At 30.2% G+C, this 24,720-nt stretch carries 23 protein-coding genes; 3 read left to right on the top strand and 20 right to left on the bottom strand.

Translation table 11 applies throughout. The features are described from left to right. Positions 1-40 precede the first annotated feature (40 nt). A complete protein-coding gene (locus B2694_RS09340; protein ID WP_035132638.1) occupies positions 41-655 on the bottom strand; it encodes a superoxide dismutase in 615 nt (204 codons plus the stop codon). Between the two features lie 190 nt (positions 656-845). On the opposite strand from B2694_RS09340, the gene B2694_RS09335 reads away from it, so the two are divergent. Beyond that, a complete protein-coding gene (locus B2694_RS09335; RefSeq protein WP_346877871.1) occupies positions 846-1,379 on the top strand; it encodes a DUF6512 family protein in 534 nt (177 codons plus the stop codon). Between the two features lie 83 nt (positions 1,380-1,462). Here the strand turns inward: B2694_RS09335 and B2694_RS09330 are convergent, their stop codons facing one another. Both B2694_RS09330 and B2694_RS09325 read right to left on the bottom strand, forming a co-directional pair. After that, positions 1,463-2,842 carry a sensor histidine kinase gene (locus tag B2694_RS09330; RefSeq protein ID WP_346885500.1) on the bottom strand — a complete coding sequence of 460 codons (1,380 nt, stop codon included), beginning with the start codon at positions 2,840-2,842 and terminating at the stop codon, positions 1,463-1,465. A gap of 4 nt (positions 2,843-2,846) precedes the next feature. Then, positions 2,847-3,533, bottom strand: a complete 687-nt coding sequence (locus B2694_RS09325; RefSeq protein WP_346885499.1) for a response regulator transcription factor — start codon at positions 3,531-3,533, stop codon at positions 2,847-2,849. Positions 3,534-3,687: 154 nt separating this feature from the next. On the opposite strand from B2694_RS09325, the gene B2694_RS09320 reads away from it, so the two are divergent. Continuing rightward, positions 3,688-5,118: a sulfite exporter TauE/SafE family protein gene (locus B2694_RS09320; RefSeq protein ID WP_346885498.1), complete on the top strand. Its 1,431-nt coding sequence runs from the start codon at positions 3,688-3,690 to the stop codon at positions 5,116-5,118. Between the two features lie 90 nt (positions 5,119-5,208). Here the strand turns inward: B2694_RS09320 and B2694_RS09315 are convergent, their stop codons facing one another. The 11 genes from B2694_RS09315 to B2694_RS09265 form a co-directional block, all read right to left on the bottom strand. Beyond that, complete coding sequence (locus B2694_RS09315; protein ID WP_035131910.1) at positions 5,209-5,388, bottom strand: DUF1858 domain-containing protein; 180 nt, start codon at positions 5,386-5,388, stop codon at positions 5,209-5,211. Between the two features lie 193 nt (positions 5,389-5,581). Then, entirely contained in the window at positions 5,582-7,285 is a 1,704-nt protein-coding gene (hcp, locus tag B2694_RS09310) for a hydroxylamine reductase (protein ID WP_346885497.1), read from the bottom strand. Positions 7,286-7,493: 208 nt separating this feature from the next. Beyond that, positions 7,494-8,042, bottom strand: coding sequence for a hemerythrin domain-containing protein (locus tag B2694_RS09305; protein WP_346885496.1), 549 nt, complete (start codon positions 8,040-8,042; stop codon positions 7,494-7,496). An 11-nt stretch (positions 8,043-8,053) separates the two neighbouring features. Beyond that, positions 8,054-8,692, bottom strand: coding sequence for a hypothetical protein (locus B2694_RS09300; protein WP_346885495.1), 639 nt, complete (start codon positions 8,690-8,692; stop codon positions 8,054-8,056). Positions 8,693-8,991: 299 nt separating this feature from the next. Beyond that, the gene (locus B2694_RS09295) at positions 8,992-11,883 is read right to left on the bottom strand and encodes an EAL domain-containing protein (RefSeq protein ID WP_346885494.1); all 2,892 of its coding nucleotides are present in this window, start codon (positions 11,881-11,883) and stop codon (positions 8,992-8,994) included. A 196-nt stretch (positions 11,884-12,079) separates the two neighbouring features. Continuing rightward, on the bottom strand, positions 12,080-12,706 hold the full coding sequence (locus B2694_RS09290; RefSeq protein WP_346885493.1) for an ATP-binding cassette domain-containing protein: 627 nt from the start codon (positions 12,704-12,706) through the stop codon (positions 12,080-12,082). Between the two features lie 32 nt (positions 12,707-12,738). Continuing rightward, positions 12,739-14,832 (bottom strand): DUF1430 domain-containing protein, encoded by a 2,094-nt coding sequence (locus tag B2694_RS09285; protein WP_346885492.1) that lies wholly within the window; start codon positions 14,830-14,832, stop codon positions 12,739-12,741. 231 nt (positions 14,833-15,063) lie between these two features. After that, on the bottom strand, positions 15,064-15,366 hold the full coding sequence (locus B2694_RS09280; RefSeq protein WP_346885491.1) for a hypothetical protein: 303 nt from the start codon (positions 15,364-15,366) through the stop codon (positions 15,064-15,066). Positions 15,367-15,766: 400 nt separating this feature from the next. Further along, on the bottom strand, positions 15,767-15,958 hold the full coding sequence (locus B2694_RS09275; protein ID WP_346867745.1) for a YwbE family protein: 192 nt from the start codon (positions 15,956-15,958) through the stop codon (positions 15,767-15,769). A 12-nt stretch (positions 15,959-15,970) separates the two neighbouring features. Beyond that, the gene (locus tag B2694_RS09270) at positions 15,971-18,166 is read right to left on the bottom strand and encodes a DNA topoisomerase III (RefSeq protein WP_346885490.1); all 2,196 of its coding nucleotides are present in this window, start codon (positions 18,164-18,166) and stop codon (positions 15,971-15,973) included. Positions 18,167-18,464: 298 nt separating this feature from the next. Beyond that, positions 18,465-19,946: an aldehyde dehydrogenase family protein gene (locus B2694_RS09265; RefSeq protein WP_346885489.1), complete on the bottom strand. Its 1,482-nt coding sequence runs from the start codon at positions 19,944-19,946 to the stop codon at positions 18,465-18,467. Between the two features lie 333 nt (positions 19,947-20,279). On the opposite strand from B2694_RS09265, the gene B2694_RS09260 reads away from it, so the two are divergent. Then, entirely contained in the window at positions 20,280-20,699 is a 420-nt protein-coding gene (locus B2694_RS09260) for a helix-turn-helix domain-containing protein (RefSeq protein ID WP_346885488.1), read from the top strand. Between the two features lie 268 nt (positions 20,700-20,967). Here the strand turns inward: B2694_RS09260 and B2694_RS09255 are convergent, their stop codons facing one another. From B2694_RS09255 to B2694_RS09230, 6 genes are all read right to left on the bottom strand, one after another. Continuing rightward, entirely contained in the window at positions 20,968-21,510 is a 543-nt protein-coding gene (locus B2694_RS09255) for a GNAT family protein (RefSeq protein WP_346885487.1), read from the bottom strand. Between the two features lie 32 nt (positions 21,511-21,542). Then, positions 21,543-22,070, bottom strand: a complete 528-nt coding sequence (locus B2694_RS09250) for a GrpB family protein (protein ID WP_346885486.1) — start codon at positions 22,068-22,070, stop codon at positions 21,543-21,545. 48 nt (positions 22,071-22,118) lie between these two features. Continuing rightward, positions 22,119-22,880, bottom strand: a complete 762-nt coding sequence (locus tag B2694_RS09245; RefSeq protein ID WP_346885485.1) for a Nif3-like dinuclear metal center hexameric protein — start codon at positions 22,878-22,880, stop codon at positions 22,119-22,121. Between the two features lie 179 nt (positions 22,881-23,059). After that, positions 23,060-23,707, bottom strand: coding sequence for a hypothetical protein (locus B2694_RS09240; RefSeq protein WP_346878353.1), 648 nt, complete (start codon positions 23,705-23,707; stop codon positions 23,060-23,062). Positions 23,708-23,769: 62 nt separating this feature from the next. Then, positions 23,770-24,459 (bottom strand): HAD-IA family hydrolase, encoded by a 690-nt coding sequence (locus B2694_RS09235; RefSeq protein ID WP_150842905.1) that lies wholly within the window; start codon positions 24,457-24,459, stop codon positions 23,770-23,772. Positions 24,460-24,528: 69 nt separating this feature from the next. After that, positions 24,529-24,714: a hypothetical protein gene (locus tag B2694_RS09230; protein ID WP_346885484.1), complete on the bottom strand. Its 186-nt coding sequence runs from the start codon at positions 24,712-24,714 to the stop codon at positions 24,529-24,531. Positions 24,715-24,720 lie beyond the last annotated feature (6 nt).

Below are 24,720 nucleotides of genomic sequence, written 5' to 3'. Positions count from 1 at the left end.
TTATCTATTTTGCGAAAGCCCCATCCAGTGTCAAAATAAATTATTTATAGCTCTCATATACTTCTTGAATCTTATCCCAGTTAAATAAGTTCCAAATACTATTAACGTAATCTGGTCTTACATTCTTATATTTTAAATAATAAGCATGTTCCCAAACGTCGATTGTTACAAGTGGTTTTTTACCTTTACTTAAAGGAGATTCTTGATTTAAAGTAGCCATAACTTCTAGCTCACCATCACTATTTAAAACTAGCCATCCATAGCCTGAACCAAATTGTCCAATAGCAGCTTTAGAAACAGCTTCTTTCATATTTGCAACACTTCCAAAAGCTTTATTGATTTTTTCAAGTAATTCTCCCTTTGGTTCACCCTTTCCTCCTGGTGTTAAAATACTAAAGTAAAAGTTGTGGTTTGCCACGCCTCCACCTTGATTAATAACTCCTTGACGAATTTCATTTGGAATACTATCTAAATTCTCTAACAATTGTTCTAAAGTTTTACCTTCAGTAAGAGCTTCATGTCCTTCAAGTAATTTGTTAAGATTATTTACGTATGTTTGTAAATGTTTGCCGTAGTGAGTTTCTACTGTTAAAGCATCAATGTGTGGCTCTAACCCATTATATTCATAAGGTAATTTAATTTTATCATATGTCATTTTAATCCACCTACCCTTTCCATTTATATAATATACTTATATTTTACCACTTTTCATCCATATAAGCACTAATAAAAATTTTACTTACAATTTATTATTATAAATTATTTAATATATTATTCATTAACATTTCATATACATTAATATGTTCAAATTTATTTTAAAATCAATAATTAAGGAGCGATATTTTATGAAATCCACACTATTAATGTGGGAATGCATTGGTGCAATCATGATTTTCCTAATAGGTGCATTAATACATTTTGGCTATGAAGCAACAAACAAATTATCTTTTACTTCTGGTATCTTTGCCGTTAATGAAAGCATATGGGAACACTGTAAGCTTACCTTTTGGTCTCCTCTAATCTTTGCTATTATAGAATATTTTTTCGTAGGTAAATATGTAAATAATTTTCTCTTTGCAAAGACTCTAAGCGCTTATATTACAACAATTTCAATGTTAGTTCTTTATTATGAAATGCTTAAAAAGAATGGCCATCACTCACTACTTAAAGATTTAATTATCTTTGAAGTTAGTATTCTAATAGGACTATTAGTAAGTTATAACTTAATGTTACTACCTGAATTTCCACCAATAATGAATAAGATAGCCATTATTATGTTAGTTGGAGCTACATTCATATTTTACCTATTTACTTATTGTCCACCGAAGTTACCTATATTTTATTGTCCCGTATCCAATTCCTATGGTATCAAGAATTAAATTCTCACAACAAATATTATTAAAAATGACTGTATCAAAATTAACTAAATGTTAATATTTAATATAGTCATTTTTAAAATTTATTATACCTTAGGTATTTCTATTATAAATTCCGTTCCTTCATTAACTTCACTTTTAACTTTTATATTTCCTCCATGAGCTTCTATTATTGCCTTTGATATGGTAAGACCTATACCAGCTCCTCCTGTAGCTCTAGTTCTTGATTCATCAGCCCTGTAAAATCGCTGAAAAATATAAGGTAAGTGCTCTTTAGAAATTCCTATGCCACTATCCCTTATGTGTATTATTGCTATATTTTTCCCTTCATCACAGGTAATTTCAATTATTCCCCCTTGCTCAGTATATTTTATTCCATTTGAAATGATGTTTATTAACCCTTGAGTAATTTTATCTCTATCTACACTTATAATAAATGTTTCTAATTTATTGTTCACACTGATATTTTTATCATGAAGTTCCTTTTCAAAATTAATTAGAATCATTTCTACTAGTTCCTTTATATCAACTTCATTTTTATTTAAAATCAAATCTTCACTTTCATATCTAGAAAGATGCTCTAAGTAACCAACTAACCTACTTAATCTCCGTACTTCCTCATGAATACTTTGCAGCCTTTCTTCTGTAGGCTCCCAAATTCCATCTATTAATGCCTCCAGTTGTCCTTGCATGGTAGTTAACGGAGTCCTAAGTTCATGGGAGATATCCTTAGTCATGGTTTTTCTTATCTTTTCCTCTTCATCTAAACTAAAAGCCAAAGTATTTACTGAACTAATCATTTCATTAATTTCTTTTATATTGCTTTCTTCTTTAATTTTATTTTTATATTTACCTGTAGCTATGGAATTTGTGGCTTTAACTACGCTTCCTATAGGTTTGCTTATTGAAGTAGAAATTAAAATTCCTATAAATATGGAGATACCTAAAGAAAAAATCCCCACAAAAATTAATATACTATCTAAGGTTTTAAAAAAAATCACATCAGAATCATTATAATAAAGGGGACCATAATAGCCTATTTCAAGAATCCCCGCATATTTTTCATCTATTTTCAAATTATATACTTCCTCAGTATAATCACCTTTATATCCTGGATTTACAATGCTCATATTGTAACCCATCCTACTCATCATTGCCTCACACATACTACTATTATGAGTTTTAGCACTCCATATTACATTATCTGAAATATCTTTTATGCTTATAATAAATCCATTATTTATAGCTTCAATCCCTATGTCTTCTATATTTTTATTATCCCATTGTCCATTTTTATAAGTATTACTTATATCTTTAATCAGTGATTTTTTTCTTCCTTCTATAATATCCTCTAGATATCTATTAAAGTTTTTCTTCATAAATATATGAGATGAAAAACTAATTAAAAGAATAATTGTCATAGAAAATAATAAAAAAATCAAAGTAAGCCTATGTTTCAATTTCATCGAATTATTCACCACCAAACTTATATCCAATGCCGTGAACTGTTAATATATATTTAGGATTTTTACTATTTTCCTCTATCTTACTTCTTAAATTCTTAATATGAGAATCTATTATTCTATCATAAACATCACTATCATCCCCTAGAGCTCGATCAAGAAGTTCGCCTCTAGAGAATGCTTTCTTTGGACTTTCACATAAAGCTAAAAGTATCTTGAACTCCGAAGGAGTTAATTCTACTAAATTATTACCTTGTCTTACCTCATAAGTATCTAAATTTATAACTAGGTCTCCCTTATTAAAGGATAAAACATTATCCTGTTTATAATTCAATGCTCTTTTTAACACTGCATTTACTCTAGCCACTACCTGCTTAGGGCTAAATGGCTTTGTTATATAATCATCAGTCCCTAGAGAAAAACACTTCAAGATACTTTCTTCCTCTACCTTGGCTGTTAACATTATTATAGGAACCTCTGATTCCTTTCTTATGATTTCACAAATTTTTTCTCCTGATATATCTGGTAACATTAGATCTAGTATTATTAATCTAGGATTGTATTGTTTATATTTATATATAGCTTCACTTCCATTTATTGCTGTTATAACACCATAGCCAGCTTTCTTTAGATATGCTTCCAAAACTTCTAAAATTTTAACTTCATCTTCTACAATAAGTATATCCACTTGCATCTATACTCCTCCATTAATTTAAAACTTATTATAATATACTTTCTAATTATAATAAATCATTATGAAGATTCTATGTAGAATTCCTCCATAAAATCTACACAACTTAAATATATACTTTAGCTACTATCTTAAAATTAAGTATGAGGTGATAATTTTGTCTAATAAATCTATAACCCTAAATATTGATAATATGGTATGTACGTCTTGCGAGAATACTATAATAAGACATTTAAAAAAGATTTCAGGAGTTACAATTGTAAAAGCAAACTATACTAAGGGAACCGTCCATGTTGAATATGATGCTGAGAAAGTATCCTATTCTACCATAGTTGCTACTATTGAAAAATCCGGCTACAAAGTTACTAGTGATAAAAAAAAGAGTCACTCAGAACTTTTACCCATTATGGGAATAGTCCTTATAGCCTTACTTATGATACGCCTTGGCAAAGGTACTGGCGTATTTGATATGTCTTCTGCTTTAAGTAGTAAAGTTAGTTACATTGCTCTATTTACTATTGGTGTTTTCACATCTCTACACTGCGTGGGTATGTGTGGTGGAATAATGATGTCCCAAAGTATTACATCTTCTATTGTACCTGAAAAAAACAAATTTAAACCTGGACTTATTTATAATTTAGGCCGTTTAATTTCTTATACGGTTTTAGGTGGTATCGTAGGTGGTATTGGTAAAGCTTTTTCTCTTTCCTTTGGAGTTCAAGGCTTCATAGCAATAGTCGCAGGTGTATTTATGGTAATTATGGGTTTAAACTTATATGGTTTTAAAGCCCTTAGAAAATTTTCTATAAAGCTTCCTTGGAGTAACTGTAACTCCCAGAAAAAATTTAGAAACCCTCTTATAGTAGGATTTTTAAATGGGTTTATGCCTTGTGGTCCCCTGCAAACAATGCAGCTTTATGCTCTAGCTTCTGGAAGTGTCATAGCTGGTGCAACTTCAATGTTTTTCTTTGCCCTAGGTACAATTCCTTTAATGCTAGGCTTTGGAGCTATTGCTAATGTACTTAGTCAAAAAAATTCCAAAAGATTAATTAAATACAGTGGTGGTATTATCATAATTTTAGGTATTATTATGGCTAATCGTGGCTTGTCTTTAATAGGAGTTAATTTAATGCCTAATTCCTTATCTTTAGGTGGAAATAATAATACAACTATATCCGATAAATCTTCAGCTAGTAAAGCAACAATTTCTAACGGAAAGCAAGTTATAAGGATTGAAGCTAATAATCAAGGATATACTCCAAATGTAGTTTATATTCAAAAGGGAATTCCTACAGAGTTTATAATTGATGGTGAAAGTATTAACTTCTGTAATAATAAAATTGTTATTCCATCTATGAATATTGAAAAGACTCTATCCTCAGGAGAAAATGTAATAGAATTTACTCCAGACGCTGGAGACATAAACTACAGCTGTTGGATGGGCATGCTTAAGGGAACAATAAAGGTAGTAGATGATTTAAATTCTATAAATGATTCTACTATACAAAATGATATAGATAGTGAATTTTATTATCCTTCTAATGATTCTAATAACCAATTTTTTAATGGTGGTTTTTCTTGCCATTAATAAAAAAAGAAGTATTAAGGAAATTTCCCTTTAATACTTCTTTTTTATATGCATTTTATATAATGTCTACTTTTAAATAACTCTTTAAAACTAATTTAATGCAGCTAATAATTTCTCTATGTCTAATCCATGAACTATAGCAGCTTCTGCAAGAGTTTCTGCTTGAGCTGATGGGCAACCTACGCAACCCATACCAAAACTCATTAAAATTTCAGGAGCTCCTTCTTTCATTCTTATAACTTCACCTATTGTCATATCTTTATTTATCATATTCTTTTCCTCCTATAATTTAAATTTATATATATAACTAATAATTTAAAATTATTAGTATCTCTTACAAGTTAAAGTATACTAAAACACTCTGCTATATTCAGTAACATAGGTTACAGAATAGAAAATTTTTATAAAAAAAGTATTCAAAGGTAAACTCCATTTACCTTTGAATACTTCATTACTTGTAATTCTAGCTTTCCATGAACATTTTCATATCATCTTCTACATTAGTTATTCCACCAATACCAAAGTTATCTACAAGAACTTTAGCAACATTTGGTGATAAGAATGCTGGTAATGTTGGTCCTAGATGAATATTTTTAACCCCTAAGTATAATAGTGATAATAATACTATTACTGCTTTTTGCTCATACCATGCAATATTATATGATATTGGTAGGGCGTTTACATCATCAAGCCCAAAGACTTCTTTAAGTTTTAGAGCTATAACAACTAATGAATAAGAATCATTACATTGTCCTGCATCTAGAACTCTTGGGATTCCTCCAATATCTCCTAGGTTTAATTTATTATACTTATACTTTGCACAACCTGCTGTTAAGATAACTGTATCCTTTGGTAGTTTTTCAGCAAATTCAGTATAGTAGTTTCTTGATTTGGCTCTTCCATCACAACCAGCCATAACAAAGAATCTTTTTATAGCTCCAGTTTTAACAGCCTCCACAACCTTATCAGCCAAAGCTAATACTTGATTATGAGCAAATCCTCCAACTATTTGTCCTTTTTCTATCTCTGTAGGTGCTTTACACTTTTTAGCCATTTCTATAATCTTAGAAAAATCTTTTATGCCATCTCTATTAGCTTCTATATGTGCACATCCTGGCATTCCAGTTGCACCAGTTGTAAATAATCTATTCTTATAAGACTTATCTGGAATTACTATACAGTTTGTAGTCATAAGAATTGGACCATTGAACTTTTCAAACTCTTCCTTTTGCTTCCACCATGCATTTCCATAGTTTCCTGCAAAATGTTTATATTTTTTAAACTTAGGATAGTATTGTCCAGCAAGCATTTCACCATGAGTATAAACATCTACTCCTATTCCTTCTGTTTGCTCTAACAACATCTCTAGATCCTTTAAGTCGTGTCCTGAAATTAATATTCCTGGATTTTTTCTAACTCCAATATCTACAGTTGTTATTTCTGGATGTCCATAGGTTTCAGTATTGGCTTTATCTAATAATGCCATACCATCTACTCCATATTTTCCTGCTTCTAATGCAAGTGCTACTAAATCATCAACACTTAAACTATCATCTAAAGTTGCAGCTAATGCCTTAGCCATAAATCCATGAATTTCTTTCTCATTATATTTTAGGTTCATAGCATGCTTCATATATGCTGATAATCCTTTTAATCCATAAGTTATAAGTTCTCTTAGACTTCTAATATCTTCATTTTCTGTAGCAAGCACTCCAACTTTTTCAGCTTTAGCGTCAAATTCTATAGTATTATCTGCTGTCCAAGCTACTGCATCTGCCATTACTATTTCTTTCTTTTGTAGACCAAATATCTTTTTAAATAAGCCTCCAGTTATTTTTACTTCTCCAACTTGTCCACCAGCACTAACGACTTTTCTTTTTAAAGTTTCTCTTAATTTTAAAGTTTCTTTTACTCTATTTAAAATAGCATCTCTATGGAAGTTAGCATTAGTTATAGTAATAAATAAATTTTCTGTAATATATTTATCTACTACACTATCAATAACATTTACTTTTCTTCCTTCATTACTTACCATAGCTAATCCTTTAGTTACATATACTAATAAATCTTGAGCATTTGCAACTTGCTCATCTTTACCACAAACACCTTTTATAGTACAGCCTTTACATCCTGCTGTCTCTTGACATTGATAACAAAACATTGACATAAATTTCTCATCTCCTATTAAATTGTTATTATTGCTTTTCACAAGTTAAAGTATACTAAAGTACAAAACAATATTCGGTAACATTCGTTACCAAAATTCAAAAGAATATGTATTTTAATATGTAAATAAAATTTAGATGTCAATAAAAATAAATAAAATGAACTTTAAGCACAAACTCTCATGTACTTAAAGTTCATTATTCCGATTATTAAAGATATTTTTTCTCTAACTCCTCTAATATTGAAGTATATTTTTTCATAACTTCAGTATTTGCATCTTCGAATTCAACACACTCTGCATTTACCTTATCAATGATTTCTTGCTTTAATTCTCTAGTAGCAAATTTATATATTACATTATCTTCTTTGTCTATATGCCTTTCTAAAAGATGAGTATAAGAAATGGCATTAGCAATAACATCTAATATAGCTTCTTTATTACCTGATTTTAAATTTTCAAGTGCTTCACTTAGTCCTGTAATATAAAGTCTTCCCAAATCATGTTCTACAAGCATACCATATTTCACAGTCTTCTCTGCAATAAGTCCAAGCTCCTCCACCATCTTATTAAAGAGAATTACTTCTTCTTTTTTATGGTGATGTGCATCTGCATAATTTCTAATGAAATCTATCATTTTATAGAAATCTTCATAGTTTACATTCTTTTCTTCTAGAGATTTGTAAGTAGCTTTTATAACTACAGTAAGCATACGTTTAATATACTTATGCTCTTCCATCATTAAATCTATAGCATTCATCTTTTCTCCTCCTACTTTCTTTTAATGATTTGAGTTCCATCTCCTAATTCCTCGTATTCATAGTTACCATTAACTTTATTAACAAAGGCCTTAATCCATAGTCCTCTTAAGCTATAGAAATAAGAAACATCTCCAGATTCTCTATTCCATATGTCCTTATGAACACAAATTCTTCTACTCCACTGTACCATATCTTCCGTAGATACTAGAACCTCATTCACTCTATCACATGGCATTCCATCTAATATATAGTCATTTATTCTATCATATATATCCATAGCATTACTTGCTGGATCTAATTTTTCTTTAACTTCCTTAGCTGCTTTCATTCCTTGATGAATATAAATATTTTCTAATTTAGCCTTAACTTTTTCATTACTATTTAGTAATTTAGTTGTCCAAGCTGCCATTCTTCCCTCTGCTGAATGTATTTTCCCTTGTAGCCACCCATGGATGTTACTTGTATCTATCATATCTTCTAAAGGAAGATTTGGCAGTTTTTCTCCATGATTTTCATTAATCTCCTTAGCTAATGAAGATACATCTAGTCCCTCTTCCTTAGCTAGATTAATTATTTCTTCCTCTAATCCTTCAAACCATAATATTTTGTTAAATAACCAATAATGTACTTTTCCAAGATATAAACTCATATTTTCTCCTCCTACATTTAAATAATTTTAAAACTCAAATCATGTTTATCTTCTATATTGAAATTACTTTATAGCCCTAGTTTCAATATAATTGCAAATCATAATCATTTAGTTAAATATATTTTAACCTGCTTAATTTATATTAACCTTTATAAGTAGATTATATTTTATTAATCTCTACATCTATGAGTTTATATTAATATCTTTATAAATTCGGTAACATTGGTTACCAAAATAAATTAAAAGCCAATATATCAAAACTTTTTATGATATATCAGCTTATAATTTATATATTCATCCTATATATAATTTGCATTTAATAGTTCTTCAAAATCTTCCCTAGGCATAGGTTTTGCAAATAAATATCCTTGGGCCATTTCACATCCTATCTCTTTTAAGAAATCTGCCTGCTCTCGCGTTTCTACCCCTTCACAAATTACTTCCATATTAATATTTTTCGCCATATCAACTATACTTTTAACAATATCTTTACTCCTCTGTGAATTAGTTGTTTCATCTAAAAATGCTTTATCTATCTTTAAGGTATTAGCTGGAAACTCTTTTAAAAGATTTAATGATGAGAATCCAGATCCAAAATCATCAACAGAGATTTTAAATCCTACCTTTTTTAACCCTATCATTTTTTCTATAAGCCTATCAGCATTTTTCATAAAAGCACTTTCCGTTAATTCAAACTCTACCAATTTAGGATCTATGTTATAGCTTTTAACTAACTCATTAATATCCTTGACTATATTGGGATTATTAACATGAAATCTAGAAACATTTAATGATATTGGAACTACTCTTTCTCCATTATCTAATCTTTCTCTTAAACACTGCAATACACTTTTATAAACATACATATCTAGGTTTACTATAAACCCATTTTTCTCAAACAAAGGTATAAATTTCACTGGAGGAATTAACCCTTTCTCAGGATCCTGCCACCTAACTAAGGCCTCAGCACCTACAATTTTCTCTGTATTTAAGTCATATTTAGGTTGATAATAAACCTTATATTCTCTATTTATAAGAGCCTTATACATTTTATTTTCTATTTCTAATTCCTCAATAATTTTATTTTCAAAACATTTATCATAAAAGGCAATTTTATTTGTATGAGAACCCTTAACTGATTTACGTGCTATATTAGCTTTATTGATAATATCTTCAACCTCTATACCATTAGAATTAAATATATAGATCCCACTTACAACTATTAACCTATAATTTTTTGCAAAAACCTTTTCTAATTGTCTAAAAATATTTTCAAATTTTGTTAACCTATCAATTAATTCTTTTTTATTTGTGTATTCTACAAGTATTAAAAAATTATCTGCAGATACCCTTGCAAAAATTTCATTTTCCCCCATTGAGTTGTATAATTTATTGGATATTGCACAAATAATTTTATCTCCTTCTTCATATCCTAAATTATCATTTATAAACTTAAATTTATCTATGTCACTGTATATAAGAGCATAGGATTTTCCTTTATTAGTCTCAAGTATCTTTTTAGCTCTAACTTTAAACTTATTAGCATTCCATAGACCTGTAAGTGGATCTGTAAATGCCATTTTTTCATAATACTTTGTTCTTCGTTGTTTTACATAAAAAAATATCAAAAGAGATATTATTATTAATAAAGATATAAAAATAATAATTTCTAATCTATATTTAACTAGTACTACCTTTAAATTTATTGGAATAGATTCTTGTACTACATTTTTCATAATAATATCTACTCTAGTTTTTTCATCTATAACATTAATAGCCTTATTAAGTATAGGTATTACTAATGAATCTATATTAGGATTCACTCCAATTGATATATTATAACTTAAATTCCCAATATTCATTGATTTTAAATTATTATCTTTTATACTGCTAATAGCAATATTGGCTGTGTAACTGTCTAATACTGTTATATCTACTTTTCCCCATTTAACTGCATTAATACAACTAATATAATCATTGTAATACTCAATGTTGTATTGTCCAAATTTATTTTCAAAAGCTTCTTTGTTTATTTTCATATCAGTAGGTATAGCTATATCCACATTCTCTGTTTTTATATATTCTTCTCCTTTTCCAACTATAACTAAAGGTAAGGATATATACGAGTTAGTTAATATAAAGTCTCTAGAATGTGTATTTTTTTCACTACTAGATTCACTAGCTATTAAATCTACTTTTCCATTTGCCATTAACTTTATAGCTTCTTCCGTATTTTTTACCTGTACATATTCAAATTCTATACCTATTTTTCTAGAGATTTCTTCTAACATATCTCTTACTATTCCAGAAAAGTCACCCTTACTACTCCTATATTCTATAGGACTTAAATAATCTTTATAAGCCACTTTTAACACCGGCTTTCTTTTTATAAAGTCCACCTCTCTTGGGGTAAGTAATGGTTGTTGATTTAAAATACTATTACCATAATATTTTTCTCGTAATTTCATATCAAAATTTAAATCATTTAATTTTATATTTCTTAATGCTTCATTAAGTTCATTGGTGATATCATTATTACCCTTTTGCGTTATATAATAAAAAGGGTGAATATCGCATTTGGCAACTAATCTACCACTATTCTGATTTGAAATGCTTCCTAAAACTATAGCATCCACATTACCTGATTCCATATCCGCTATCATTTCTTCTTCAAAATCATAATATACTTTTTCATAAGAGAAATTATTTTGTTTTGCATAACCTTCAAAGACTGTATTTTGAAAACTTTCCTTTAAAAACCCTATTTTCAAGCCATTGAATGCTTCAAAATCCTCATAAAATACACTGTTATTTTTACTTGAAACATACATAGTTGTAAGTTCTATTCCATTTGAATATTCTACATAGTCATATATCTTGCTTCTATCCTCGGTGTACTGAGCCCCACATAACAAATCTATCTCTCCTTTAGATAGCTTGTCTAATAGTTCTGGCCATGTATCATATACATATTCATAATTCCAATTAGTATATTTTGATATTTCCTCAAGATACTCTACTCCATACCCTGAAAAAAGTCCATCTTTATCTTTTTCAATGAAAGAAGGATAATCATAATAACCCACTTTAATTATCTTGCTCTCAGTATCTGAAAACGCTATCATCGTCATAGCTATATTTGTAATTATCAAAAATATTAGTGTTAAGCACAGTAATTTAAATTTTCTCATCATATCCTCTTTTCCTATTGCAAATAATAATATATTTGCATACCACTATAATTATCGTACTTTAAAATTATATCTTAAAGCAACATTTATTATAATGATGAAATAAAATTTTTATTTCACTTTCTCCTATAAAAAACAGGTTTTAGATTCATAAACTCAAATCTAAAACCTGTTTTAATTTATTGAAAAGTAAAGCTTACTTCACACATTTAAAATTATTAAGCTTAATATGATTATCTCCAATTTCCATGAGTTCTTCATCATGGGTAACTATTAAGATGGTTTTTCCTTCTTTATGCATCTTCTGTAATAGGCTAACTACCAGCATCTTGTTATCATGATCAAGACTTCCTGTAGGTTCATCTGCAAGAACCAGTTCACAAGGTTTGAGTAGAAGTCTTGCAATTGCTATCCTTTGCTGTTCTCCTCCTGAACACTTATAGACCATCTTTTTCTCATAACCTTTAAGACCAACCTGATTTAAAACATTTGATATGAGTTCTTCCTTATTCTTAGCCTTCACATTCTCCAGTGCAATCTTTAGATTATATTCCACTGTTTCATTATCAACCAAAGCAAAGTTTTGGAAAAGGTACCCTATCTTTTCCCTAAGAAGATGCTCTGCTCTCTTGGAAAATGGATGTACATTTTTTTCTTCAAATAGATAGATATTTCCCTTATCCTTGGTATCTAAAAGACCTATTATATTGAGAAGAGTAGACTTTCCAGATCCAGAAGTACCGCTGATGATAGTAAAACTATTTTTTTTAATTTCAAGGCTGAAATCCTTGAAAATCTCCACATCCTTGAAGAATTTGTTCATATTTTCTATACGTATTACATTTTCCATACTTTCTATTCCCCCTTAAGTACCATTGATACGGCATTTTTCTCAAACTTCTTAATTAGATAGACCATGAAGATTATTTCAATTGCCATGAACACTGCTACAAACAGTGCTGCTTCATTAAATGGAATCTTCAATATCCCCACAGCTGATAGAAGAAGTATAATATGGGGACTCAGGTTAAAAATAACAAGTCCACTGTATCTAGACCAGAACCTGTGTCCTAGAAGATACTTTACAGATATCTCCTTCTTAATTTCCTCAAGGTGAAGATAAACACTTTGATATAGGAATACTAGCATGATGAAGACGTACAAAAGAATAATCCCTATAGTCTTACTAAAGGTCTTAGCATACATTTTCATATAATAATCATATATTCCACTATTATCAGTAATTCTATATTTATTCTCGTATCCCATTTCCTTTAGGGTTGTCTCAAGAGATTCAACATCCCCATAATATGCATATCGATACATAGGTTGGACGTATTCTGGTGCAAAATCAGTAACAAGAAGTACTGAAGGGTCTTCACTAACAGCCATAGGTGCAATAATGTCTGGGTTATAGAAAGGCCTTTCAAAGGTAACGTAAATTTCCTCTATAGATTTATCTTGATTTATCATGCTAACATAGTCTTTACCTTTGTATTTTTCTGGTATGAAAATTGTATTAGTTGAAATAGAATCAACATCAATTATTTTTCCATTTTCATTTCTAATTTCATAATCTCGTAGATATTCTTTGTTTACAATAATATGGGGCATAATATTTTCATTACTTTGTTCTTTAGTAGAAAATATAAAATTTTCTTTATTGGAAAAATCAAAATAAGTATAAATACCCTTTTCCTTTTCTAAAGCCTTAAAATAATCTTCACTAATTTTTATACTCTCATCCATACCCATCTTGATAGATATCTTGCTGGTTCCTGATACGGAATATCTGTACTGTTCTTTATCATGATACTTTAAACGATTATATAAATTCTCCAAGGCATCACCCCCTTTACTTACCTGTGAAATCATAGGTGAAATAATTATTGCCATGAGTAATATTTTCACCACCAGATTAGAGAATACTAATTTCATATTTACACTGCTCTTTTTCAAACTTACTAAGGATGAAATATACCTTATATAGAAATAAAGGATTCCCATGAGCAATATTAGCCCTAGGATGAATATTACAGAGCTAATACATATTGATTTTATGATATTGTATGACATAGGAGATATTTCTCCCACTAGTATAGCAAAGGTTATAATAACTGTTAGAGAAAAGATAATGATTTCCCTTGAAATATACCCCCCTATAACTCTTTTCATAATCTGATGATTCTTATTACCATTCATCTTTCTAATGCTGATTTCCTTGAGTTTCCTGTTTATATAACTTGTCATAAGTATGATATTTACTACAACCAAAATAATAATTAGCTGAAGGTTTGTCCCTATAGCTCTTTGGGCTGGCTTGACTCTATCAACTTCCAAAAAGGATTCATTAGTAAGGGAATACTTATTCATTAAGGATTTTTTTAGAGTATTCATAGCATTTATATCTTCTTCATAAAATGAAGCCCATAATTCTATATCTCCATCATCAATGGCATTTTTCAATTGATGAAGTGGTCTATATGATTGAATCGCATATAGTACTCCTGTGCTATAATAATCATCCAATACTTTTATCTTTATTGCATTGCTATCATCACTATTTACGGCATAATAGTGGCTTTCTGTCTTATCAGAAAAAGAAATCTTGCTATCCTCATCAGTATAGATAAAATTATCAACATCAAAGGTACTAGAATAGATAAAATGTTCTGCTACTTGTCTGTTAAGGTCATCATTTTTTCCTCTTACAATATGAATTTCAGCATCATTTTCTTCTGCAAATTCTTGTAAACTGTCGATTAATTGGGGCATGGTCATATTATTATCTGCTGCGGAAAGAAACACATCTGTAACTTCCATATCCACATATTTTTCATTAGAAAAGTTATCTATTTTGAAATAGTATGTCTCATTGAATTCCGAATATATAGTTAGGGTAATTAATAGTCCTAAAATTGCAGTAAAAATATAGCTTAGCTTTTTCATGCTTTTTATACCTCTTTTCATTTTAAAGGAGCTTTCGCAAAATATATTACTAATCTTGTATAAAATATTGAAGATGTACTTTAATATTATTGTTAGCCAATGCCATTTGCATAAGTAAGAATCTAAATTTTTGATTTAGTTATTCAAAACGGCTGAACATTAATAATATAAGTGCTTGTTCAATATTTATTTAGATTAGCTTTTTTGCGAAAGCCCCCTTATTCTAATATACTACTGAACTAATGCTTCGGAGTAACTATGAGTATGAGTACCAGTCACTGAGAATCCAGCATAGGTATACGATGTTGAAACATATGTTCGTGTTCTACTTGCCACGAGGCTCTCATTACTTCCGTAGTTCGGCACAGTGATTCTAACACGACCATTAGCATTCATATTATTTAATGTGTAACTAGCATTTACTCTGTTCCCATTATCTCCAGTAAACACTGATCCGTAAGCTGTACCTCTTGTACCATCCCCAAAATTTGTCCAAGCAAAGACTGAGACTTGTGATACAACTAATACCCCCAATAACATTAAACCTATTTTCTTTTTCATAAAAATACCCCCTAGTAAATATTATACAAATAAACCATAATAAGATAACTTATATTGTAACCACTGTATCAAAATGGGAAGTTAATGTCAATACATTTATGTAAAATTATGTTTACAATAACTTTTTATAGATATTATAACTTTTATGGAATCTAATATATCTAGCAGTTGATTTTATTAAGGGATTAAACTGAACTAATTCATCTAAAGACTCTGTTGTGCGCTGATGAAAGATTAATCTCAAATCAGAGAAGTTCTACGCTTTGAGGTAAAAGCTATTAGTAGAGCATTAAATATTTCTATATAATATTTATTAGAAGAAAAAAATAAGCTTTGAATACCGATTTTAGTATTCAAAGCTTATTTTTATTAATTATAATATTTTTTGAACTCTACCAACTATTCCACCTTCAAGCATTACCTTAATACCTCTTGGATGTACTGAAGAATTAGTTAATAACCTTGTAACTGTTCCCTCTGTCAATTTTCCTGTGCGTTGATCTTCCTTCTTTACTACTAAGACCTTTGAGCCTATTTTTATATCTGCTCTTTTAGTTCCATCCATAGTTATTTCTCCTTATTTCTTGAATAGATCTCCAAGGGCTGCAAATGGATTATCATTAGCAGCTTCTTGTTCTGCTTCTTTTTTCATTTTCTTCATATAGTTATTAACATCCCTCTTATCAACTTTTCCACCTTTTTCAAATCTCTTATTAAATTGGGATGCCTTTTCTCTAAAGTTACAGTTTGCCCCTGGGCATACATAGATTTGACCTTCTCCGTGTCCTTTAAGGGTAAGTTTTTTCTTACATTCTGGACAACGAGCATTGGTAGTTCTACTAACACCTTCTCTGTGACCACATTCTCTATCTTGGCACACATTCATAACTCCAGTTTTAGTCTTAACCTCTAACATGTATTTTCCGCACTTAGGGCATTTTGCACCTGTGACATTTTCATGAACAAACTTATTACCATTGACTTTAACATCTTCAACTAGAGCTCTTGAATATCTTCTCATCTCTACAATGAAGTCCATGGAATCTTCCTTGCCTTTGCTAATATCTTCTAGCTGGCTTTCCCACTTAGCTGTTAAAAGTGGTGACTTAAGATCACTTGGAACTAATTCTATAAGTTGTTTTCCCTTAGAGGTTGGAACTATTTCCTTTCCTCTCTTTTCTATAGAAAATGAATTAAATAATTTTTCTATAATATCTGCTCTTGTAGCTACAGTACCTAATCCACCAGTTGCATTTAAGGTCTTTGCTGCATCCTTTGAAACATTAATATACTTATGTGGATTTTCCATAGCTGAAAGTAGTGTTCCCTCATTAAATCTTGCAGGTGGCTTAGTTTTACCTTTATTTATATCTACAGAGTTTATCTTTAATTTATCTCCAATATTAAGCTTTGGAAGTACTTGATCCTTTAATCCATCTTCTTCGTTAGAATCCTCCATATCTTCTCTATCATATAATGCTTTCCATCCCTTAGATTTTATGACTTTACCCTTAGCTATAAACTTTTCCCCGGCTATTTCTGTCACTATATTAGTTTGTAAATATTCAAAAGGTGGCATCATAACACTTAAAAATCTCTTAACTACTAAATCATAAATATTTCTTTCCTCTGAACTTAAGTTAGACATATTAGGACTTTGCTCTGTAGGAATTATGGCATGGTGATCCGATACTTTACTATTATCTACAAAACTCTTGCTTGGAGTAATCTTACCTTTTAGGATATTTGTAGCTGCTGCCCTATATGCTCCTATAGATATAGCTCTTAATCTCTCTGGAAGTGTAGCTACTATATCTGTAGTTATATATCTTGAATCCGTTCTTGGATAAGTTAATATCTTATGATTTTCATAAAGTCTTTGCATTATAGAAAGGGTCTGCTTTGCAGAATATCCCCAAATTTTGTTGGCATCTCTTTGAAGCTCTGTTAAATCATAAAGAGCAGGAGCTGGCTTTTTCTTTAAGCTTTCAGTTACATCTATAATACTTGCTTCTTGACCTCTAACCTTAACTAGGGTTTTATTAGCTACTTCCTCATTAAAAGTGCTTTGATAATTATTCTTATCAACCCACTGTAGTGAAAATTCTTTAGCCTTTGCAGTAATTGTATAGTAATCCTTAGGAATAAAGTTTTTAATATCTTCTTCCCTTTGAACTATCATGGCTAAGGTCGGAGATTGAACTCTTCCTGCTGAAAGTTGAGCATTGTATTTACAAGTAAGGGCACGAGTTACATTAAGTCCTACAAGCCAATCTGCCTCTGCTCTACACACCGCTGCCTTATATAAATTATTATAATCTTTACCTGGTTTTAAATTTTTAAATCCATCTAAAATTGCCTTATCAGTCTGAGAAGAAATCCATAATCTCTTTAGTGGTTTTTTTACTCCAGCCTTTTCTATTGTCCAACGTGCCACTAACTCTCCTTCTCTTCCCGCATCTGTTGCAATAACTATCTCATCTATATCATTTCTTAGCATTTGCTTTTTTACTTCATAAAACTGCTTTTGGGTCTTTTTTAAAACTGTAAGTTTCATATGCTTTGGAATCATTGGCAAAGTTTCCATGCTCCATTTTTTATATTTAGCATCATAGTCCTCAGGATCTTGTAGCCCCACTAAATGACCTAGTGCCCAAGTTACCACATACTTACTTCCCTCTATGTATGCACCCTTACTCTGATTGCATTTTAAAACCTTAGCCAAGTCTCTACCTACTGAAGGTTTCTCTGCTAGTACTAATATTTTTCCCATCTTTTACTTCCTCTCTTATCTACAGTATCTATATAAAGTATTATTAACTTATTAAGCTAAATCTTATCTTTATGTATTATATCATACTTTACCTTAGTATAAAGAGAGTTCTTTGCTTCAGGGGGGAGTTATTACTCCCACTGAAGCTTAGAAATCCTTATCCAGGGACGTAGCAGCTCTTTACTCCCATTTTTAAGAAGATAGGAGTATTAGAGCTGGTAGTCATCGGATAAAGAGATAAATGGTAAAAGAAGGCTATGAACCAAAGTCCATAACCTTCTTAATATATTTATTAAACCTATTTTACATACATTCCACTTGGTTTTTCAGATAAATTAACCATAATATTCTTCATTTGAGTATAAGCATCTAGGACAGATTTATGAGTTTCTCTACCTATTCCTGAGTTCTTATATCCTCCAAATGGTGCTCCAGCTGGGAAACTATTATAAGTATTTACCCATACACGTCCTGTTCTAATACCTCTAGCAACTTGTATAGCTTTATTAATGTCTCGAGTAAATACCCCTCCACCTAAACCGTATTCGCTATCATTTGCCATGGCAATTACTTCATCTATTGTCTTGAATTTAATAACAACTCCTACAGGTCCAAAGATTTCTTCTCTAGCAACTCTCATGTCATTAGTAACATCAACAAGTAGAGTTGGTTTCATGAAGTAACCTTTAGCAGCATCGCCTTCAGTGTATCTTTCTCCACCTGTAGCTACTTTAGCTCCTTCTTTCTTACCGATTTCTACATAGCTAAGAATTTTATTAAGTTGAGCCTCACTTACTTGTGCTCCCATTTGAGTATTATTATCTAATGGGTTACCCACCTTAACCTTTTCAAAAGCTTTAACTGCTTTTTCTATAAATTCATCATAAAAATCTTCTTGTACAAAAATTCTAGATCCCGCTGAGCAAACTTGTCCTTGATTAAACAGAATTCCTAGTTGAAGTCCTTCTAAAGCTATATCTAAATCTGCATCTTTAAAGAATATATTAGCAGATTTCCCTCCAAGTTCTAGAGTTGCAGGAATGATATTTTCAGCTGCTGAAAGTCCAATTTTCCTACCTACTTCTGTTGATCCAGTGAAGGCTAATTTATTAAGGCCTTTATGATGTTGTAGATATTCTCCACTTTTTGAGCCTCTGCCTGTAACTATATTAATTACACCCTTTGGAACTATATTCTCTATTAATCTCATAAGCTCAAGTACACTTAATGAAGTTGTGCTTGATGGTTTAAATACTGAAACATCCCCTGCTGCCAATACTGGAGCAAGCTTCCATGCAGCCATTAAGAATGGGAAGTTCCAAGGTACTATTTGTCCTACAATCCCAATTGGTTCTCTTAATATTATGTTTAAAGTATTTTCATCAAGCATTGTTGAGCTACCCTCATCTGAACGAATAACTCCAGCAAAATATCTAAAGTGATCTGCTGCAAGAGGTATATCAGCTCCTGTAGTTTCTCTAATTGGTTTTCCGTTATCCATAGTTTCAATAGTAGCTAAATACTCTGCATTGTCATCAATGACATCTGCAATTTTGTTTAACACATCTGCTCTTTCAGCAACTGTTGTTTTTCCCCAAGTTATGAAAGCTCTTTCAGCTGCTTTAACTGCATCATCTACATCTTTTTCTGTAGCATCTGCTATTTCAGCTAAGAATTCTCCAGTAGCAGGATTGTAAGTTTTCAATACGCCTCCATCAGAAGCCTCTCTCCATTGACCATCAATATATAGTTGATATTTTTCTTGTAATTTTATATTCATAGTAAATCCTCCTTGTACATTCTCATAATGTTTTATATTTTTTAATCTGTTTTTTCTATCTCTTAATTTAACTTTATTATAATCACAAAATATCTTTCTAGGAAGTAGGCACTTTATTCTCATTAACTATACTTTTTGTGACATAGTATCATAAAAGATACTAATATATTAATAAATAATATTAGAAAATCTTATAATAATGTTAATAGTGGATTTGAAATTTAACATATATAAAATTCATGGTATAATGCAGAGTATGTTATAGACTTTTTTATATGTAGTTACTTTTTTATACTATAATATTATAAATATACTATTAGGACGGTGAATATAATGGATAAGAATTTGCTATGCATATTTCCTAGACATGAAGAGTGTCATATGAGAAATCAATGCACTAAGTACTCTACGTGCCCCATGGTGGTGGTACAAAATCTTCTATCTGGTAAATGGAAATTATTAATTTTATGGTACTTAAGTTATGGTACCTTGAGATTTAGCGATATTAAAAAGAGGTTACCTAAGGTAACTCAAAAAATGCTAACTTCACAATTGAGAAGTTTAGAAGAAGATAAGCTTATATCTAGAAAAGTATATCCTGTAGTCCCACCTAAAGTTGAATATAGTTTAACTGAAGTTGGTAAAGAAATCATACCAATTCTAGAAATGATGCATTCCTTTGGAAGTGAATATTTAGATGCTGGTTTATTAAATACTGAAGAAAAGGATGAAGATAACACTGATTTAAATTAGTTAGATCTTTCTATATAAACCTTGTAATAATTGAAGAAATACATATAAACAGAGTTCTTAGTATCAGTATTTTTGATACTTTTAACTCGTTGTCCTTTAATGGAAATCGTTATACCGGGACGTAGCAGCTCTTTACTCCCACTTTAAAGAGATGGGAGTATTAGAGCTGGTAGTCATCAGATACAAAGTGCCCAATGCTAATTAGCATTGGGCACTTTGTATAACAGTTGTGTAATCTCAATATATTGGTAGCAGAGTGGTACAACATTTAATTATTTTCGTTTGTCCATTTAGATTTTAAAATTGACATTTCATATAGGCTCCAATAACCATCCTTAGCCTTTCTTACATCCTTTAATGATTTTTCTATTACAAAACCAACCTTTTCATAGCATCTAACTGCACCCTTATTAAAATCAAAAACTCCAAGAGTTATTTTCTCAAATCCCCTATCTTCAAATCCACTTCTTAAGATTTCCTTTAATGCCAAAGCACCTATGCCTCTACCTCTTTCCTTTTCTTCTCCAATTAAAAATCTACATACCCTAGCAATCTTATTTTCTCTATCTATTTCACGCAGCTCCACTGTTCCTATAATTTCTTCTGTACTAATGGAAATTATCTTATATATATAGGTATCCACCACTTCCTTATTTTTCTCATCTAAGAAATACTTTTCTACTTGAGAAAGGGTTAATGGATACTCATATAAAGGTCCAGCCCATTGCAATAGATCATTAGCAGATTTATTCCTATTCCATTCCACAATTTTATATAAATCTTCTTTTTTAATTAATTCTAATCTTATCATTTCATATCCTCTATTTCTTATAATTAGTAACTCTAAGACTTATTAGAGTATAGTGTCTTATTTAAGATTTTCTGAATAAATTTTGTCTTTCTCTCGCAGTAAGTATCAGCATCGTATCTATATTCTTTAGCTAGCTTTGTTTTCAATGCTGCATAATCCTCTAGTGCATCCCTATTTGTTCTAAGATGATTTCTTAATGCAATATGCTCTAAATATCCTTTACCATCTTTAGGACATACATATAAGTGATATGGCATAAATCTATTTTTCACATAACTAAAAGCCTCTCTATCCTCAATGCCTAAATTCCCTTCATGATGATATCCAGCTTCTTCTAACCTCTTCTTTATTTCTGGAAAATCATCATAACTATCCATAACCACATCTATATCGATGATAGGTTTTGCAGAGAGACCTTCCACTGAAGTACTTCCAACATGCTCAATTGATAAAACCAAATCTCCAATATAAGAATTTAGCATGTCCCTAATTCTTTCAAATTCTAACTTCCATTTTTCATTATAAGGCTCAATAACAATAACTTTTGTTCTAATTGACATAGATTTATACCTCCTTTACACATCTAATGTAGCACACCCTACCCCTACTTATTTTATATTTGCTTCATAATGCTCTTCATTAAGTCTCACTATTTCAAGTTCTTTTATATTCTCATTCAATTTCAATGCTAAACTTTGAATTCCAAAGAACTCGGTGAAAGTATGACTACCGATAATAAGATTTATCCCTTTAAACTGAGCATATTGAATGGTATACAAATTACATTCACCTGTAATGTATACATCACACTTATTTTCAACTGCTTCCTTAAGGCAATCTGTTGGCCCTCCATTACCACAGACTAAACCTACCCGCTTCACTTTTTCGTCATTAAACTTCCAAGACTTAACTGGTTCTTCAAGTAAATTTTCAATTTTTTTTACTAATTCATTAAACTCAATTTCTTCATCATATTCTGCCACTCTACCAAAATATAATCCTTCCCATTGGTGGGTTCTTTTAACATTTTCTAAATTCAATTTTTTTAACAGACTATCATTTGTTCCAAAGTTACAGTCATCAAGTGGCAAGTGATTATAGTAATGACTTATACCATACTCTTCCAATTTCTCTCTGCATGCCTCTTTTAATCCATATATTTCATCCCATGAATCGTGGTGTGTCACCATCATATCAACTCCATGAATTCTTGCTTCTTCTATAGTTTCAAGGGTTAGGTTAACACAGTATCCTAATTTTTTAACTTTTTTACCTGCATGATATGTGATCCCAGATTCATTAGAAAAGATTTCCTTATTTGTTACATTAAAAAGTTCATTAATTCTTTTAACAATATGTGAAACGTCCATATACTTCCCTCCATTTTCTTCCTTGCATTCAGGTATATTTTCAACTGTAGTACAGAAACTTGTACAAGTTAAACAATGACTAATAATTGCAAAAACAATTATCCTAGTCTTAAAAATTTCATTGCCTATAAAATTAAATGTTAAATCACCATCTATAAAAGACACTAAAAATGTCCATATTAAAAAGTCTTAACTTCTTTTCTATCTATATCAACAATTCGAGTTCTAGTATCAGCTTTAGATATAAATATTTCTTCTCCATTACTATCTATGCAATAGGAAATAGGAATAGATATACCACAATTTCTATATGAACCATCTGCATGACTTGTTCCAATTACAATGGTTTTATAGATTCTAGCAATATTTTTCGCCTCTGTTATCCACTGTTGAAATTGTTCATCACTAAACATTCCTACACCAATTGGATGAGCAATAAAGTTTATAGTTTCATTAACTCTTTGTAAATCTCTAACACCTTTCAAAATTTCCATACATAGTAAATAACCAATATTCATTTTATTATAATTAACCACTAAAGGATTATATAATTTCTCATTATCATCTGGTGGTGTTTTAGCTCTCTCTAATATTTTCTCTCCATGATTATTGATTATTACTGCTCTATCTTTGTTATTCATTCTATAAGACGTAATAATCATCACTCTATATTCTTTTGCAATGTTACAAACATCCTTTAATAATTCTTCATTAGCTAAATACCCTTCAGGATATAGTACAATATCAACTTCTCTATTATTTATTATTTCATTACTAATCTGCTTAAGCCCATTTTCATGTAGTGGTTGTCCTATTAATATCTTCATCTTCGTTCCCCATTCCATAGTTAAATATTACCTTGCCATTAGTTTAATCATAAAACCCTCTACTAATTTAAATCATTTAAAGATTTAATTATAGGGTACTTACTTTCAATATCATTCCTATCATATCTATCAATTAGAATTGGAATCATACCAAAATCTTCTGCCGCAATAAGATTTGATTCACTATCATCTATAAAAATTACTTCCTCTGGTTTTACTCCGATTTCTTCAATAGCTATTTTAAAAAGTACCTTTTCAGCTTTATAGGAGCCATAAATTGATGACATAACAAATGTAGAAAAATATTTTCTTAGACTCTTATTAATAAATACTCTTTCTAAGGATGGCCATGTATCTGAGACAACCCCTAAAATATATTTATCTTTTAATCTTTGTAGCCCAGGTTCCACATCATCAAAAAAATAAAATTTATCATCATTATATACATTATCACTTGCCAAAGAATTAATTATTTCCTCATTTATACTCGTATACTTTATTTCTTTTAGTACTATTTCATAAAACTCCTTGAACATCGCAAATTCATCTTCTTCTGTTTTTACTAATAATATTTTACTAATATGATCACAGGCTTTATTCATTGCTTCACTTAATTGATCTTCTGTATATTGAAAGCTTGTGTCATTAAAAATATTAAAGAAGTTAGGTGTAATAAACCAATGCCCTGTCCTAGGTACATTTAAGGTTCTTCCCGAATCAAATAAAATAGCTTTAATGTTGTTCATATTCATTATAAATTTCCTCCAAGCCCACAGTAAACATTTTCATTGTTTCTGTGTATAAATAATTACGATTCTAAATTAAATACTGTTGCTATCCTCATTGTTCAACTTTTTTAAAATAATATCTAGCTTTTCATCTACTTCTTTATTTCTATTAACAAAGTTTTTACACCATTTTATGCCTTTATATATAGCTATTAAAATTACAAATATCAAAATAACATTTATAATAGAAATTATTATTATTTTATTATTTACCTCCATCTATAG

It is taken from the genome of Clostridium sp. UBA4395, from assembly GCF_002390995.1.
GTDB lineage: Bacteria > Bacillota > Clostridia > Clostridiales > Clostridiaceae > Clostridium_J > Clostridium_J sulfidigenes.
The sequence above is the reverse complement of the archived record's forward strand: the minus strand, read 5'-3'. Positions and strand labels throughout refer to the sequence as shown.